At 73.4% G+C, this 16,004-nt stretch carries 15 protein-coding genes; 7 read left to right on the forward strand and 8 right to left on the reverse strand.

From position 1 onward, the window contains the following. Positions 1 to 25 precede the first annotated feature (25 nt). Together amrb99_RS00155 and amrb99_RS00160 are read left to right on the forward strand one after the other, a co-directional pair. Complete coding sequence (locus amrb99_RS00155) at positions 26 to 796, forward strand: SDR family NAD(P)-dependent oxidoreductase (protein WP_190850467.1); 771 nt, start codon at positions 26 to 28, stop codon at positions 794 to 796. A gap of 59 nt (positions 797 to 855) precedes the next feature. After that, on the forward strand, positions 856 to 2,277 hold the full coding sequence (locus amrb99_RS00160) for an MFS transporter (protein ID WP_190850469.1): 1,422 nt from the start codon (positions 856 to 858) through the stop codon (positions 2,275 to 2,277). A gap of 55 nt (positions 2,278 to 2,332) precedes the next feature. Here the strand turns inward: amrb99_RS00160 and amrb99_RS00165 are convergent, their stop codons facing one another. Next, positions 2,333 to 2,644: a hypothetical protein gene (locus amrb99_RS00165; protein WP_190850471.1), complete on the reverse strand. Its 312-nt coding sequence runs from the start codon at positions 2,642 to 2,644 to the stop codon at positions 2,333 to 2,335. Between the two features lie 203 nt (positions 2,645 to 2,847). Here amrb99_RS00165 and amrb99_RS00170 point away from each other — a divergent pair, with 203 nt between their 5' ends. Next, complete coding sequence (locus amrb99_RS00170) at positions 2,848 to 3,360, forward strand: GNAT family N-acetyltransferase (protein ID WP_190850473.1); 513 nt, start codon at positions 2,848 to 2,850, stop codon at positions 3,358 to 3,360. Between the two features lie 149 nt (positions 3,361 to 3,509). Next, a complete protein-coding gene (locus amrb99_RS00175; protein WP_190850475.1) occupies positions 3,510 to 4,838 on the forward strand; it encodes a glycosyl hydrolase family 18 protein in 1,329 nt (442 codons plus the stop codon). Positions 4,839 to 4,886: 48 nt separating this feature from the next. On the opposite strand, the gene amrb99_RS00180 is transcribed toward amrb99_RS00175, so the two are convergent. The 4 genes from amrb99_RS00180 to amrb99_RS00195 form a co-directional block, all read right to left on the reverse strand. Then, positions 4,887 to 5,471, reverse strand: coding sequence for a DUF305 domain-containing protein (locus amrb99_RS00180; RefSeq protein ID WP_206699732.1), 585 nt, complete (start codon positions 5,469 to 5,471; stop codon positions 4,887 to 4,889). Between the two features lie 72 nt (positions 5,472 to 5,543). Then, positions 5,544 to 5,936 carry a DUF6153 family protein gene (locus tag amrb99_RS00185; protein WP_190850477.1) on the reverse strand — a complete coding sequence of 131 codons (393 nt, stop codon included), beginning with the start codon at positions 5,934 to 5,936 and terminating at the stop codon, positions 5,544 to 5,546. A gap of 57 nt (positions 5,937 to 5,993) precedes the next feature. After that, positions 5,994 to 7,559: a PQQ-binding-like beta-propeller repeat protein gene (locus tag amrb99_RS00190; protein ID WP_190850479.1), complete on the reverse strand. Its 1,566-nt coding sequence runs from the start codon at positions 7,557 to 7,559 to the stop codon at positions 5,994 to 5,996. A gap of 3 nt (positions 7,560 to 7,562) precedes the next feature. Then, positions 7,563 to 8,432 (reverse strand): hypothetical protein, encoded by an 870-nt coding sequence (locus tag amrb99_RS00195; RefSeq protein WP_190850481.1) that lies wholly within the window; start codon positions 8,430 to 8,432, stop codon positions 7,563 to 7,565. A 297-nt stretch (positions 8,433 to 8,729) separates the two neighbouring features. Between amrb99_RS00195 and amrb99_RS00200 the strand changes: the two genes are divergently transcribed. Both amrb99_RS00200 and amrb99_RS00205 read left to right on the forward strand, forming a co-directional pair. Next, entirely contained in the window at positions 8,730 to 10,196 is a 1,467-nt protein-coding gene (locus amrb99_RS00200; protein WP_347256472.1) for an MFS transporter, read from the forward strand. A 145-nt stretch (positions 10,197 to 10,341) separates the two neighbouring features. Continuing rightward, positions 10,342 to 10,944 (forward strand): dihydrofolate reductase family protein, encoded by a 603-nt coding sequence (locus amrb99_RS00205; RefSeq protein ID WP_190850486.1) that lies wholly within the window; start codon positions 10,342 to 10,344, stop codon positions 10,942 to 10,944. 8 nt (positions 10,945 to 10,952) lie between these two features. Here amrb99_RS00205 and amrb99_RS00210 read toward each other — a convergent pair whose 3' ends face one another. Then, positions 10,953 to 11,564 carry a TetR/AcrR family transcriptional regulator C-terminal domain-containing protein gene (locus amrb99_RS00210; protein WP_190850489.1) on the reverse strand — a complete coding sequence of 204 codons (612 nt, stop codon included), beginning with the start codon at positions 11,562 to 11,564 and terminating at the stop codon, positions 10,953 to 10,955. A 109-nt stretch (positions 11,565 to 11,673) separates the two neighbouring features. On the opposite strand from amrb99_RS00210, the gene amrb99_RS00215 reads away from it, so the two are divergent. After that, positions 11,674 to 13,155 carry an amidase family protein gene (locus amrb99_RS00215; protein WP_190850491.1) on the forward strand — a complete coding sequence of 494 codons (1,482 nt, stop codon included), beginning with the start codon at positions 11,674 to 11,676 and terminating at the stop codon, positions 13,153 to 13,155. Positions 13,156 to 13,215: 60 nt separating this feature from the next. On the opposite strand, the gene amrb99_RS00220 is transcribed toward amrb99_RS00215, so the two are convergent. Together amrb99_RS00220 and amrb99_RS00225 are read right to left on the reverse strand one after the other, a co-directional pair. After that, the gene (locus tag amrb99_RS00220; RefSeq protein WP_190850493.1) at positions 13,216 to 15,036 is read right to left on the reverse strand and encodes a prolyl oligopeptidase family serine peptidase; all 1,821 of its coding nucleotides are present in this window, start codon (positions 15,034 to 15,036) and stop codon (positions 13,216 to 13,218) included. 204 nt (positions 15,037 to 15,240) lie between these two features. After that, complete coding sequence (locus tag amrb99_RS00225; protein WP_190850496.1) at positions 15,241 to 15,987, reverse strand: hypothetical protein; 747 nt, start codon at positions 15,985 to 15,987, stop codon at positions 15,241 to 15,243. Between the last annotated feature and the right edge of the window lie 17 nt (positions 15,988 to 16,004).

A 16,004-nucleotide genomic window follows, 5' to 3' on the forward strand; every position in this document is an offset into this window, starting at 1 on the left:
GGGATCGACCGAGGGAGGAGCGGCCATGGCCGACTCGACGCGGCTGGCGCTGGTCACCGGCGCCTCCAGCGGCATCGGGCGCGCGCTGGCGGACGAGTTCGCCCGGCACGGCTTCCACGTGATCATGGCGGCGGAGAACGCGGAGATCACCGCGGCGGCGGAGGCCGTCGGGAACGCGGTGCCCGTCCGGGTGGACCTGGCGCGGCCCAACGGGGTCGAGGAACTGTACGGGGCGGTGGGGACGCGCCCGCTGGACGCCGTCGCGATCAACGCGGGCGTCGGGGTCGGCGGCGACTTCGCCCGCGACAACGCCCTCGCCGACGAGCTGAACCTGGTCGACCTGAACGTCCGGTCGGCCGTCCACCTGGCGAAGCTGGTGCTGCGCGACATGGTGCGCCGGGGTTCGGGGCGGCTGCTGTTCACCTCGTCGATCGCCGCGACGTCCCCCGGCCCGTACCTCGCCACCTACGCGGCGTCCAAGGCGTTCCTGTACTCCTTCGCCGAGGCGCTGCGCCACGAGCTGCAGGGCACCGGCGTCACCGTGACCGCGCTGCTGCCGGGCCCGACGCGCACGAACTTCTTCGAGCGCGCCGGGGTGCTCGACACCAGGCTCGGCAAGTCCGGCAAGGACGACCCGGCGGACGTGGCGCGGCAGGCCTACGAGGCGCTCATGGCGGGCAAGGACCACGTCGTCACCGGGTCCGCGCGCACCAAGGTGCAGACGACGGCGTCCCGGGCGATGCCCGAGCCGGTCAAGGCGAAGATGCACGCGCTGATGTCCAAGCCCGGCACCTAGCCCGGGGGCCTCCGGGCCAGGTCACATACCTGCCCCGTGATCGGGCACGACGTCTCATCATGATCCAGGCGCGGGCCCCACGGGTGTGGGGACGGGCGGTCGACGCCCTCACACGGCGGCTCGGCGGCCCCCGCCAGGCCCGCGTCGTGCTGCTGCTCGCCTGCGTCCTCGCCCTGAACACCGCCGACTCCGGCGTCATCGGCGCGATCGTCGAGCAGCTGCGCGCCTCCCTGCACATCGACAACACGCAGGTCGGCGTGCTGACCGCCGCGCCGGCCCTGGTCGGCGCCGTCGCCACCGTCCCGGTCGGCATGCTCACCGACCGCGTCCCGCGCGTGCCGCTGCTCGCCGGCAGCATCCTGCTGTGGAGCGCCGCGATGGTCGTCGGCGGCCTCGCCACGTCCTACGACTGGCTGCTGACGTCCCGGGTCGCGCTCGGCGCCGTCACCGCGACCGCCGGGCCCACCGTCGCGTCCCTGACCGGCGACCTGTTCCCGCACCGGGAGCGGGCCGGGATCTACGGGCGGATCCTCGCCGGCGAGCTGATCGGCGCCGGGTTCGGCCTGGTCGTCGGCGGGAACGTCGCCGCCGTGCTGAGCTGGCGCGCGTCGTTCTGGTTCGTCGCGGTCCTCGGCGTCGCGCTCGCCGCGGCCGTCTGGCGGCTGCTGCCCGAGCCCGGGCGCGGCGCGCAGGGCCCCGCCCGTTCCAGCGCGCGCGCCGGCGGCGAGGCCGCCCAGCAGGCGGTGGAGGAATCGGACGTGCGGCCCCGCCCGGAGAACGTGCTGACCACCGACCCGTCCCGGATGACGCTCCTCCAGGCCGCCGGACACGTCCTGCGCATCCGCACCAACGCGCTCATCATCGTCGCGTCCGCCATCGGCTACTTCTTCTTCGCCGGCCTGCGCACCTTCGCGATCGTCTTCGTCCAGCACCGGTACGGGATCGGGCGCGCCGGGCTGAGCCTGCTCGTCCCCGTCATCGGCCTCGGCGCGCTCGCGGGCGTCCTCACCGCCGGCCGCCTCGCCGACCGCCTCGTCCGGCAGGGCCGGATCGCCGCCCGCGTTGTGGTGCCGAGCGTCGCCTACACCGCGTCCGCGCTGCTGTTCCTGCCCGGCCTGCTGACCACCTCGGCCTGGGCGGCGATACCGCTGTTCTTCCTCGCCGCCGCCGCGCTGGCCGGCGCGAACCCGCCGCTGGACGCCGTCCGCCTCGACGTCGTCCACTTCGGGCTGTGGGGCCGCGCCGAGAGCATCCGGACGATCCTGCGGATGGCCGGCGAGGCGGCCGCGCCCGTCCTGTTCGGCTGGCTGTCCGGGGTGTTCGCGCCCGGCGACCACTCCGGCACCGGCCTGGACCGGGTGTTCCTGCTCGCGCTGATCCCGCTCCTGGTCAACGGCATGATCCTGCTGCGGGCGCGGCGCAGCTACCCGGCGGACGTCGCGTCCGCCATGGAGTCCGAACGGCGTTTCACCGCCGCGTGACCCCGGACCGGCGCGCGCCCCGGAACAGCGCGCACCCCCGGGCCGGCGAGCGACCTCAGAACACCAGGCGCCGGGACACCAGCCCGTGCCCCACCTTCTCGCCGTGCCACAGGTCGAACCGGCACCCGGCCTTGAACGCGTCGGGCCCGGCCGTCTCCGTCACCAGCTCCATCGTCACGATGTGGTCGACGTCGCCCGGCCGCAGCGGCTCCCCGTCGTCGGTCGTCATGACGACCTTGTGGAACGCGTTCGGCTTGTGCTCCGCGCCCTTCTCGCGCAGCGTGAACGGGCAGCCCTCGGCGGGGAGGTCGGTCCCGATCGCCTGCTCGTCCAGCGAGACCAGCGCCTTGAACTTCGCCAGCTTCATCTCCGTCGCTCCTCCCACCCGGCGGCCTCGTCCTCTCCTTCCATGCTTCCACCGAACGCCCGTTCCATCCCGTGAGAGGGCCTGCTCCGCGACGTGACGGGCGAGGACGTCCAGGTGGGCGAACCGATCGGCGTCGTCGTCGGGGAGATCGACGTCGAGCGGCGCCGGGTGGCATTCTCGGACCGGGCTTGAGGAGGACGCTCATGACGCTGGTGCGGGCCGCGCGCGCGGACGATCTGGAGGGCGTGGCGGCGATCGCGGCGCATTACGTGCTGAACAGCCTGGCGACGTTCGCGGAGACGCCGCAGACGGTCGCGGAGTGGCGGGAGCGGCTCGACGACCTGGAGGCGCGCGGCCTGCCGTTCCTCGTCGCCGAGGTGGACGGCGAGGTGGCCGGATACGTGTACGCGGGTCCGTGGCGGCCGAAGCCGGCGTACCGGTACACCGTCGAGGACACGATCTACCTCGACCCGCGGCATCTCGGCAAGGGCCTCGGGACGGCGCTGCTCGGCGAGCTCGTGGAGCGGGCGGCCAAGGCGGGGATGCGGCAGATGATCGCGGTGATCGCCGACGCCGCCGGCGACGGGTCGGTGGCGCTGCACCGGCGCTTCGGGTTCGTCGAGGCGGGACGGCTGAGCGACGTCGGGCACAAGCAGGGTCGGTGGATCAGCACGATCCTGATGCAGCGCGCCCTCGGCCCCGAAACGGGCGCTTAGGGCCCTTTCCGGGCAGGCCCGGCCGGGTTACCCTTCGCATGGCGTCCGTGCCGGTCGTTTGCGCCTCGACTTGGGAGGGTCCCGTCCGCGGGACGGTTCGGCTCTGACACCGGCTCCTCTGTGTCCCGCTTTACCGAGGAGTCGTCCCGATGCAGTTCAAGCACAAGCGATGGTCCGCGGCCGCCGCCGCGCTGGCCTCGGCCGCCGCGGCGGTCGTCCTGTCGCTCGGCGCGCTGGTCGCGCTGTCGGCGCCGTCGTCGGCGCGGTCCGCCCCGTCGATCGCCTGCACCTACGCGGCGTGGGCGGAGGGCACCACCTACAAGGTCGGCGACAAGGTCACCTACAAGGGCGACGGTTACGAGGCGCTCGTCGCCCACACCGCCTACCCGGGCGCGAACTGGAACCCCGCGTCCACGCCCACGCTCTGGCGCGACCTGGGCGCGTGCGACGCCTCGACGCCCCCGACCACCCCGCCGACGACACCGCCGACCACTCCGCCGACGTCCCCGCCGCCCGGGGACGGGACGTGCGCGGTGAAGTCGCGGCCCGCCGGAAAGGTCCTCCAGGGCTACTGGGAGAACTGGGACGGCGCGTCCAACGGCGTGCACCCGCCGTACGGCTGGACGCCGATCGACGACCCGGCGATCAGGCAGCACGGCTACAACGTGATCAACGCGGCGTTCCCCGTGATCCGGTCGGACGGCACCGTCCTGTGGGAGGACGGCATGGACTCGACCGTCAAGGTCGCCACCCCGGCCCAGATGTGCGCGGCGAAGGCGGCGGGCGCGACGATCCTGATGTCCATCGGCGGCGCCGCCGCGGGCATCGACCTGAGCTCCAGCAGCGTCGCGGACCGGTTCGTCCAGACGATCGTGCCGATCCTGAAGAAGTACGACTTCGACGGGATCGACATCGACATCGAGACGGGGCTGTCGGGCAGCGGCAGCATCACCCAGTTGTCGACGTCGCAGGCCAACCTGATCCGGATCATCGACGGGGTGCTCGGGCAGATGCCGTCGAACTTCGGGCTGACGATGGCCCCCGAGACCGCGTACGTCACCGGCGGCAGCGTCACCTACGGCTCGATCTGGGGCGCCTACCTGCCGATCATCAAGAAGTACGCGGACAACGGGCGCCTGTGGTGGCTGAACATGCAGTACTACAACGGCAGCATGTACGGCTGCTCCGGTGACTCGTACTCCGCCGGCACCGTCGAGGGCTTCGTCAAGCAGACCCAGTGCCTCGACAACGGCCTGACCATCCAGGGGACGACCGTGAAGGTGCCCTACGACAAGCAGGTCCCCGGGCTGCCCGCGCAGCCGGGCGCCGGGGGCGGCTACATGGCGCCGAGCCTGGTCGGCCAGGCATGGAACCAGTTCGGCGGCGCCCTGAAGGGCCTGATGACCTGGTCCGTCAACTGGGACGGCTCGAAGGGCTGGACGTTCGGCGACAACGTCCGCGGCCTCCAGGGCCGCTAAGCAGCGGAAGGGGCGGCCGGACGGGATGCCCGTCCGGCCGCCGTTCCGCTACTTCAGCAGGCCGCGCATCTTGGCGATCTCGGCGGTCTGCGTGCGGACGATGCTCGCGGCCATCGCCTTGGCGTCGGCGTTCTGACCGGAGCGGCCCTCGGCCCGCGCCATCGTCACGGCGCCCTGGTGATGCTCGATCATCATCCGCAGGAACGCCTTGTCGAACGCGGCGCCCTTGAGGCCCTTGAGCGAGGTCATGTCCTTCTCGCCCATGATGCCGGGCATGTCGTGGTGCATGCCGGTCATCGCGGCGGGCGCGCCCCAGTCCTTCAGCCAGCCGGTCATCGTCGCGATCTCCGGCGCCTGCGCCTTCTCGATGCCCGCGGCGAGCGCCTTGACCTGCGTGGACGCGGCGCGGGACGGGGCGAGCCCGGCCATCTCCACGGCCTGCCGGTGGTGCGGGATCATCATCTGCGCGAACATCACGTCCTGCTCGTTGTGCGACGCCTGCGCAGCGGACATGGACATGGACATGGACGGGGTCGCGGACGGCTTGGAGCCGCCCTTGTCGCCGGAGTCGCCGCACGCCGCGAGGGCGAAGGCCAGAGCGGGGACGGCGACGAGCGCGATTGCGCGTTTCACTGGTCGAACCTTTCGTGTGCCGGTACATGACAGGTCTTCGCGGCACGCCGAAGCGGCGCGCCGGACGGTCTGTCACAGCCGGAGCACGCTCAACCGGTGAAGGGACGGGGCGGGTGGGGAGCGCCCGCCGCGCGGACCGGGCGTCCGGACCACCGGACGCGCCGCGACCGCGGCCCGCGTCACCCGGAGAAGGCCGAACGGCAGCGCGAACAGCAGGGACACGAGCAGCATCCCCAGGCACATCTGCCCGCTCGGATGGTCCGGGTGGTGGTCGCCCGGCGGGTCGCCGACCACCACGTGGTGGTGCTCGGAGGCGCCGGCGCTCGCCAGCGGGGCGGCGGCCATCTCCATCGGGCCGGGGGACGCCTGGAGGCCGTGCATGGCCATCAGCCCGGAGAAGAGCAGCAGCAGGCACAGCGGCGTCCCCCGATGGAGGCGCCGCCGTGCCCGCTGCCGTGGTCCCACCGTCTCCCCGTCTCCGAAGTCCTTCCGGACATCATGCTAGGACGGGACGCGGCGGGGTCAGGACGGGGAGAACGCGTACAGCTTGTTGTTCTGCGCGCAGTCGTAGGTGCCGTCGGAGCAGAGCCCGAACCAGTATCCGGAGCCCCAGTAGACGGTCCCCGCGACGACGGCCGCGCCGCCGATCACGGCGCCCCCGCTGTTGAACCGCCACAGGACGCCGCCGTTCGCGGCGTTCAGCGCGAACATGGTGTCGGCCGCGCCGTTGATGCCGCCGGCGTACACGACGCCGTTCGCGGCGCTGATGAACCCGATGTCGAGCGTCCCGTACGGGTCGCCGACCTGCCAGAGGATCTTGCCGGTGGCGGCGTCGAGCGCCGCCCACGAGCCGCCGTCGACGGTGGTCTTCGTGCCGTCCGCGCCGACGATGTCGTACTCCTCGTGCTCGGCGTTGCCGATGCCGACGTAGATCCGCTTGCCGTCGGTCGCCGATCCCCACTCCATGCCGCCGAGGTCGCTGCCGGGGCCGACCTGGGTGTGCCAGATCTCCTTTCCCGTGGCGGGGTCGAGCGCCCAGTAGATGCCGCTCTTCTGGCCGACGCCGAGGATGCTGCGCAGGTGCCCGCCGTCGGCGACCTGGTACAGGTTCGGCGCGGACCCGAAGTCGAAGTCGGGGCCGCAGGTGTCGCAGTCCTCGGTCCCGACGTCGGCGGTGAGCGTCTTGAACGACCAGTCGACGGCGCCGGTCCGCAGGTCGAGGGCGACGACGGAGTCGGTGTAGTTGTCGTCCGGGCCCTGCTGGCAGTCCTGCTGGCCGGGGCGGGTGCAGACGCCGTCCGGCACCGTGTAGTTGTTGCCGGTCGTCACGAACAGCCGACCGGTGGTGTTGTCGACGGCGAACGAGCCGCCCCACACCGAGTTGCCGGTGTACCCGTCGGGCGCCATGTACCGCCGCCACCGGACGGCGCCGGTCACCGCGTCGAGCGCCACGACGCTGCCGCGGAACCGCACGGGGTGGCCGTCGCCGAACTCGACGCGGCTCGCCGTCCCGACGTAGACGGTGTCGCCGTTCACGACCGGCGACGTCGTCACCATCGCGGCGGGGTCGGCGTCGATCAGCGTGCTCCAGCGCTTCGCGCCGGTGAGCCGGTCGGCGGCCATGACGCGGGCGCCGGCGTCGGACGGCACGCTGGACACGCCGTCGCCGAAGACGATCTCCGTCCCGGCGACGGCCGGGCTCGTCCGGGACACGTCGCCGGACACGCCGCTGTAGTCGGACACCGGGCGCTGCCAGCGGACGGCGCCGGTGAGCGCGTCCACCGCCGACAGCTTGCCGCCGTAGTCGGGGACGTAGACGGTGCCGAGCGACACCGTCGGCGTCGCGGCCACGTTGCCGGCCAGCGTCGCGGTCCAGCGCGGCTTGAGCCGCGAGGCGTTGCCGGGCGAGATGACCGTCTCGGTCGCGGCGTACCGGGTGTTGGCCGCGTTCTGGCCCGCGACCGTCCAGCCGGCGACGTACGGGACCGCGCCGGACGGCGCCGCCGACGCGGACGGGAGCGCGAGCAGCGCGGCGGCGAGGGCGGCGGCACCGGCCAGGGCCCTGCCGCGGATGCGTGCACGGACCATCGCTCAGCCCTCCGCGATGTAGGCGTGGACGATGCCCATCACGTCGTTCCTCGCGGCGGGCGAATCGTAGTAGCTGGTGACGGTCAGCCGGTCGCCGCGCGCGACGGTCGCGAGCGGGTCGCCGGAGCAGGTGCCCATCTTCACGATGGTCCGCATCCCGCCCATCGTGTCGTAGGTGGCGGGGGAGTCGCAGATCAGCGTGCCCGTCGTGTCGTCGGCGGCCTTCACGTGGACGCCGCCGGCGTGCTGGTGGCCGTTGGCGAACACGATGCGGCCGGAGACCGTGGACGTCCAGCTCCAGGTGTGCGTGCTCGGCCCGGCCGGGACGCTGTAGTCGGAGGTGAGGCAGCCGCCCGCGTCCAGCCACAGCGACCGCACCGGCGTGGTCGCCCCGGCGGCCGCAATGGTGTACGTGATGGAAATGTAGACCGTCTTCGGTTCCGCCGAGTAATTCATCAGATCGGTCAGCATCGCCCAGCGGTCATAGCTTTTCACCGGCAGCCCGTATCCGTCCGGCATGGTCTTTTCGGTGCGCTCGTCGCCGGACGCCCAGATGCGGTCGCCGAGCGGGCTGAACGGGCAGACGGTGTCGTGCGCGGCCAGGTTCGAGATGACGAAGTGGTGCAGCATCGGGCCGCTGTTCATGTCGGCGGTGCTGCCGTCGGCGTACACCAGGTCCGGTTTCTCGCCGACGATGTCGCAGTTGGAGCAGGGTTTCGGCGCCGCCGACACCACGTTCGGCAGCTCGCCGGGACGGTCCATGGTGCCGCCCGGGATCGTCCACGGGCCGTACCTCACCGTCACCGTCTGCGTGGCCGGGGCGGCGGCCAGCGCGTGTCCCGTCCCGGCGAGGGCCGCCAGGAAGGCGACCATCGCCACGATCGTCGTTCGGAGTCTTCGGCGCACTTCGATCTCCCCATTCTGGGCTCGGCGCGAATTCCACCCGGAATTGCGTGCGGCCCGACCGTACGGCCGCCTTCGCGTCCCGCCATCGGCGAAACCACCGGCCTCCCCGCCATTGCGCGGGCGCCCAGCGGGAGGGCCGCCGGAGGCTGCCGCCGCACACCGCGCGCGGCGCGGGTACGGCGAAGGGAAGCCGATGACCTGCCGATTCCCATGACTCCGTCAACTCGAAGTTTGATCGGCGGCCGTTCGGCAATCGGAGTCTCCGTGACAGAGCTACGCACGGAAAAGGGCGTCGTCGACACGGAGATCCCCGCGCGGCTGGACCGGCTGCCGTGGGCGCGCTGGCACTGGATGATCGTCATCGGGCTCGGCACCGTCTGGATCCTGGACGGCCTCGAGGTCACGATCGTCGGCAACCTCGCGCCGCAGCTGGCGAAGCACGGCAGCGGCGTGGCCATCACCGCCGGCCAGGTGTCGGGGTTCGGCGCCGCGATCTACGTGACCGGCGCGTGCCTCGGCGCGCTGTTCTTCGGCTGGCTGACCGACCGGTTCGGGCGCAAGAAGCTCTTCATGATCACGCTGCTGGTGTACCTGGCGGGCACCGCGCTGACCGCGCTGTCGTGGACGGCGTGGTGGTTCTTCCTGTGCCGGTTCATCACCGGGTTCGGCATCGGCGGCGAGTACGCGGCGATCAACTCGGCGATCGACGAGCTGATCCCGAGCAAGCACCGCGGCCGGATCGACATCGTCATCAACGGCAGCTTCTGGATCGGCGCGGCGGCGGGCGCGCTGCTGACGGTCCCGATCCTCGGCGAGTTCCCGGTGGACGTCGGCTGGCGGCTGGCGTTCGCGCTCGGCGTCGTCCTCGGCCTGGTCGTGCTGCTGGTGCGGCGGCACGTCCCGGAGAGCCCGCGCTGGCTGATCATCCACGGCCGGACGGACGAGGCCGAGCGGCTGGTCGGCGAGGCGGAGGGGACCGTCCACGCGGAGACCGGCGGGCGGCTGCCGGAGCCGGGCGGGAGCATCCGCATCCACCAGCGCACGAGCATCGGGTTCGGGGCGATCGCCGGGACGCTGGTGCGGAGCTACCCCAAGCGCTCCCTCCTCGGCTTCGCGCTGTTCATCGGGCAGGCGTTCCTCTACAACGCGATCACGTTCGGGTACGCCGACATCCTCAAGACGTTCTTCCACATCGACACCGGCACCGGCTACTACTACGCGGTCATCGCGGTGGGCAACTTCCTCGGCCCGCTGCTGCTGGCGCCGCTGTTCGACACCTGGGGCCGCAAGCCGATGATCGCCGGAACGTACGTGCTGTCCGGTGTGCTGCTGCTGCTCACCGCGTGGCTGTTCAACGAGGGGCACCTGACCGCGACGACGCTGACCGCCTGCTGGTGCGTCGTCCTGTTCTTCGCGTCCGCCGGCGCCAGCTCGGCGTACCTGACGGTCAGCGAGGTGTTCCCGATGGAGACGCGCGCGCTGGCCATCGCGTTCTTCTACGCGATCGGCACCGCGGCGGGCGGGATCTCCGGGCCGCTCCTGTTCGCCAAGCTCGTCGGGACGGGTGCGCCCCGCGACACCGCGATCGCGTTCGTCGTCGGCGCCGTCCTGATGATCGCGGCAGGGCTGGTGGAGGCGGTCCTGGGCGTCAAGGCCGAGCGCAAGGGCCTGGAGGACATCGCGAAGCCCCTCACCGCGCAGGGGCCCGCGAAGCCCCTCGCAGCGCGGTAGGCGCGCAGTAGGAGCGCCTCTCACCGCGTAGTCGCGCGATCCGCCGGAAAAGTTTCCGGGGGGCATGTCGAGAAGGCCGCGCGGGCACCGACCAACGGGTGAGAGGCGCCGCAAGGGGCGTCGAGCACCCGAGGGAGACGGTCCCATGAGCATGGTCACCTGCGACATCGCGATGTCGGTGGACGGCTACGTCGCCGGCCCGAACCAGAGCCTGGAGAACCCGATCGGCGAGGGCGCCGAGGACCGGCTGCACCGCTGGATGTTCGAGCAGCCCGAGGCCAACGCCGAGGAGCTGGAGGCGATCACCGCGGCGGGCGCGTTCATCATGGGCCGCAACATGTTCGGCCCGGACCGCGGCGACTGGGACCTCGACTGGACCGGCTGGTGGGGCGACGAGCCGCCGTACCACGCGCCGGTGTACGTCCTCGCGCACCGCCCGCGCGCGTCCGTCACCATGCAGGGCGGCACGACGTTCCACTTCGTCACCGACGGTGTTGAGTCGGCGCTGACGCGGGCGCGGGAGGCCGCGGGCGACGCGGACGTGGCGGTCGCCGGCGGCGCCTCGACCGTGAACCAGTACCTCGCCGCCGGGCTGATCGACGAGCTGCGCCTGCACGTCGCCCCGGTCGTCCTCGGCGCCGGCGAGCGGCTGTTCACCGGCGTCGGCTCCTTCGACCTGGAGCCCGTCCGCGTGCGGCACACCGACATGGTCACCCACCTCACCTACCGCCCGCGCCGGGCCGGCTGACCCGCGGGTCAGGGGCGGAGGGCGGCCAGTTCGGCGGCGAAGCCCCGGATGAGGGCGGCGAGACCGGCCTCGAAGGCCAGGTCGCGGTGGCCGGGCGGAGCGTGCAGCATCGGTTCGAGACCGGGCGGGACGTCCTCGCCGGGGAGGGGGCCGCCGGGCGGGTCGTCGAGGACGAGGACGGAGCCGAGCAGGAAGTACTCGACCGCGTGCACCAGCGGCAGCAGCCGGTCCTCGGGCCAGCCCGCGCGGCGCAGGACGGTGAACGCGTCGGCGTAGGCGTGCAGCGCGGCCCGCGACCGGACGGGCCGCGCGGCCAGCAGCGGGACGGCGCGCGGGTGCGCGGCGAAGGCGGCGCGGTAGGAGCGGGCCCAGCCGTCCACCGCCGCCGTCCACGGCGTGATGGACGGGTCGAGGGTCATCTCGCCGACGATCAGTTCGCGGATGCCGTCGACGACCTCGTCCCGGCCGGAGATGTGGTTGTAGAGCGACGGGCCCTTGACGCCCAGCTCGGCGGCGACGCGGTTGACCGACAGCGCGTCGGCGCCGTGCTCGTCGACCAGCGCGAGGGCGGCCCGCATGATCGCCTCGCGGGTCACCAGCCGGCGCGGCGGCCTGCCCATGCGCCCCTCCCCCGGTCCGCCCCGAATCCGCCCCTCGACGGCGGACGGCGGCCAGTGTAGTGTCCCCCCGACGCTAAAACTACGACTTCTAGTTTTATGGAGGGGTGCCGTGGAGTACGCCGAGTACCGCGCCCGCGACGCGGTCGGGCTGGCCGCGCTCGTCACCGCCGGCGAGACCACCCCGGCCGAGCTCCTGGACGCCGCCATCGCGCGCGCCGAGGCCGTCGACCCGAAGATCAACGCGATCGTCCGGCCCATGCACGACCTCGCGCGCGCCCGCGCCGCCGAGCCGCTGACCGGGCCGTTCGCCGGCGTGCCGTTCCTGGTCAAGGACCTGTCGCAGGATTACGCCGGGCTGCCCACCGGCAGCGGCAACCGGGCGCTGCGCGACGTCCCCGCCGCCGAGCACGCCGAGGTCGTCCGCCGGTGGCTGGACGCGGGACTCGTCGTGTTCGGCAAGACCAACACCCCCGAGTTCGGCGCCAAGGGGATCACCGAGCCCGAGGTGAACGGCCCCACCCGCAACCCGTGGGACCTCGCCCGCACGCCCGGCGGATCATCCGGCGGGTCGGCCGCCGCGGTCGCCGCCGGGATCGTCCCGGTCGCGGGCGCCAACGACGGCGGCGGCTCGATCCGCATCCCCGCGGCCTGCTGCGGGCTGTTCGGCCTCAAGCCCGGCCGGGGCCTCGTCCCCGCCGGGCCGTCGTACGCCGAGCACCTGCACGGCGCGGCCGTCGACGGCGTCGTCTCCCGGACCGTCCGCGACAGCGCCGCGATGCTCGACGTGCTCACCGCGACCCCCGACCCCGGCGGCCCCTACCTGCCCGCCAAGCCCGACCTGCCCTACGCCGAGCTGGCGCGGCGCGCGCCCGAGCGGCTGCGCATCGGCTTCGCCACCGAGTCGCCGCTCGGCACCGGCGTCGACCCGCAGGCCGTCGCCGCCGTCGAGGACGCGGCGAAGCTCCTGGAGGGCCTCGGCCACGACGTCGAGCCCGCGCAGACCGGCATCGACGAGCGGCGCCTCGCGTTCGACTTCCTGGCGATGTGGTCGACGCAGCTCGCGTACACCGTCGACGAGATCCGCCGCGCGACCGGCGCGTCCCGCGCGGCGTTCGAGCTGGACACCCATCTCGTCGCGGCGGCCGGACGCGTCCAGTCCGCGCCCGCCTACTTCGCCGCCCACGAGCGCTGGAACGCCTACAGCCGGCGGCTCGCGGCGTTCCACTCCCGCTACGACCTGCTGCTCACCCCGACCCTCGCCAGGCCGCCGATCCGCATCGGCGAACTCGACACGCCCGCCCCGCTGCGCGCCATCGGCCGGGCGGCGCTCGCGCTCGGCCTCGCCGGTCCGCTGACGCGGACGAAGCAGTGGCGCGACGCCGTCATCGCCAACCTCGCCCCGGTCCCTTACACGCAGCTCGCCAACATCACCGGGCGCCCGGCGATGAGCGTCCCGACCTACCGGACGCCCGGCGGCCTGCCGCTCGGTGTCCAGTTCGTCGGCCCCCTCGGCGGGGAGGGCGTGCTGCTCGCGCTGGCGGCCCAGCTAGAGGCCGAGCGCCCCTGGTCCCACCTGGAACCCCCGCTCTGACGAGTGGCGGGATCTCGGCGGTGATCGACAGCCCCGCGGACGGCGCGACGGGGCCGCCGGTCAGCCGATGAGGTGGTCGCAGAGGAACCGCGCGATCTCCTCGTAGGCGAGCAGCTCGTTCTCGCGGTCGGTGAACCCGTGGCCCTCGTCGTCGAAGACCCGGTACCGGACGTCGACGCCGCGGCTCCGCAGCCGGTCGACGAGCCGGTCGGACTCCGCGCGGGGGACCCGCGGGTCGCGGGCGCCCTGCAGCACCAGCAGCGGCGCGGTGATCGTGTCGGCGTAGGTGATCGGCGACCGCTGCACGAGGTACCCGGCGTCGGTCTCCGGGTCGCCGAGGACGGCCGCGACGAAGTGCTTCCAGGTCGGCGGGCAGGCGCGGGCGAGCGCGACGAGGTTCGCGGGCCCGCACAGCGACACCCCGGCCGCCCACCGGTAGGGCAGCCTCGCCAGGCACGACAGCGCGGCGAACCCGCCGTAGGAGCCGCCCATCACCGCGATGCGCGCGGCGTCGACGCCGGGCTCCGACCGCAGGTGGCAGACCGCGTGGTCGAGGTCGTCCAGGTCGAACCCGCCCCAGTTGCGGTGCACGAGCTTCTGGTGCCGGGCGCCGTAGCCGGTGGACCCCGCGATGTTCGGCGCGAAGATCGCGATGCCCTGCGCGAGAAGGTGCTGGTAGAGGCCCGAACGGAGGTACTGGGGCCGTTCCTGCGCCTCCGGGCCGCCGTGGATCGACAGCAGGACGGGGTGCGGTTCCGGCGTGCGCGGCCGGTAGTACAGCGCGTGGACGTACCGTCCCGCCGACGACGGGTAGACGACCGGCTCCGGCTCGACCGGCTCCGCCGTCCCCGCCTTGAACGCGGGCGGCCGGGCGTCGGTGAGGTAGCGGACGCCGTCCGACGGATCGAGGACGGCGACCTCGGCGGGCCGGGTGGCGGTGTCGAGCAGGACGACCAGCGGCTCGGCGCACGGCGCGAGCGCCAGCGCGGACACGACGCCCGGCGGGACGGCGGGGAGCGGCAGCGGCCGGTCGGCATGGCGCGCGTACAGGACGGAGCGCCCGTCCTCGTTGACCGACCAGACGAGCGTCTCGCCCGCGACCTCGATGCGCTCCACGTCCCAGTCGTGCTGGGCGACCGGTTCGAGGGTCCCGGTGGCCAGCCGGTAGAACGCCCCGGCGACGAACTCCCCCCACAGGTCGGTGCGCAGGTAGAAGCCCGTGGAGTCGGCGGCCCACGGGCCCGGCTCGAACAGCCCGTCGCCGTGGTCGGCGGTGACGCACACCGGCGCGGCGGACGCGTTCCCGAGGTCGGTCAGGTACGCGGCGACCCTGGTGTGGGACCGGAAGCCGCCGGTCAGCAGCCACCGCCCGTCCGGGGAGATCCCGACCGGCTGGAAGACCACGCCCGGCGGCGGCACGATCCGCCGCTCGGTCTCCTCGGCGAGGTCGCGGACGAGCACGTCCTGGACGGTCTCGTCGCGGTCGTTCGCCGCGTAGACCAGGCGGCGCCCCTCGGCGTCGAACGGCGCGGCGGGCAGGACCCGCTGGCACCGCGGGCCCGCGCCGATCTCGGCGGGGCCGCCCGCGCCCGGCCGGCCGCCGTCGCCGTCCAGGTCGAGGCGGTACAGCCGGTACTGCTCGTCGCCGTCGCGGTCGGCGGTGAAGACCAGGCTCTTGCCGTCCGGGGCCCACGCGATCCGCCGGACGGCCCGGTCGGGCAGCCGGGTCAGCCGCCGGGGCACGCCGCCCGCGACGGGGACCGTCCAGAGGTCGAACCGCCCGGCGGCGTTGCTCGAGTAGGCCACGGTGCCCGCGTCGGGAGACAGCGCCAGGGTCGGCTGGAAGCCTTGGCGGGGGACGAAGTCGCGGTAGCCGGGCATGGGAGCCCTCCAGGGTCGGCCGGATTACCTGATCCGCAGCGCGGAGGCGGCCGGGCCGGGCCACCGGGGCGCCACACCGGCCCCAGTGTCCACCCGTTCACCTCTGGGCACAGAGAGTAGCCAAGTGGAGCGCGAGCGTGACATGACCGTCCGGGTGAGGTTATTCGGCCGCGCCCGCCTGCGTCATCGAGCCGGCCGGGTCGGTCACCGGATCGTGACGCGGACGCTCCCGTACGCGAAGCGGCCGTCCGCGTCGGCCTGGACCGCGACGATCAGGGCCGGGCCGGGACGCAGCGGCTCGTGGAACGCCTCGTCGCGGCCGTCGGGGCCGCGGATCGCCCCCACGGTCCCGTGCGTGAGCCCGCCCGGCTGCACGGCGACGTACGCCAGTGGCCGGCCGGTCGCGACGCGCATCGCCGGCCGGGCGTCCAGCTTGGCGCGCGCCGCCGGTTCGAGGATGCGGACGGTCGCGCCGGTCACGGGATCGATCCGCCCGTCGGCGGAGCCGTCGGCCCGCGAGTGGACGACGACGGCTCCGGCGGGCCGCAGGGTCCGCTTCTCGACGAGCAGGTACAGGAACGCGCTGGGGGTGCCGCGGCCCTGCGTGATCTCGTCGACGAGCGTCCATTTCGCGGAGCCGTGCGGGTCCGGCGCGAGGCGGCCCAGCTTCGTCCGCAGGCCGCGCGGCGACCCGTACCGCCGCTGCGCCTCGGGCGTGAGCAGCCGCCACGCCGCTTGGGCGTCGCGGTGCGCCGCTGCTTCCTGCCAGTCGCGGGGCACGCGTTCGAGCCCGCTGGTGTCCGGCGGCGGCTTGCAGCCGCAGATGTGGGTCCGGGCGGGCTCGTCCAGGACCGCCACCACCGTCACCACCGCCCCCGCGACGACGATCAGGACCGCGGCGATCACCCAGGGGAGGCGGCCGCGCCGGAACGGCATCTTCCGAACCCTCATCCGGTATCCCCCATGTG

It is taken from the genome of Actinomadura sp. RB99 (genome assembly GCF_014706005.1).
Lineage (GTDB): Bacteria > Actinomycetota > Actinomycetes > Streptosporangiales > Streptosporangiaceae > Spirillospora.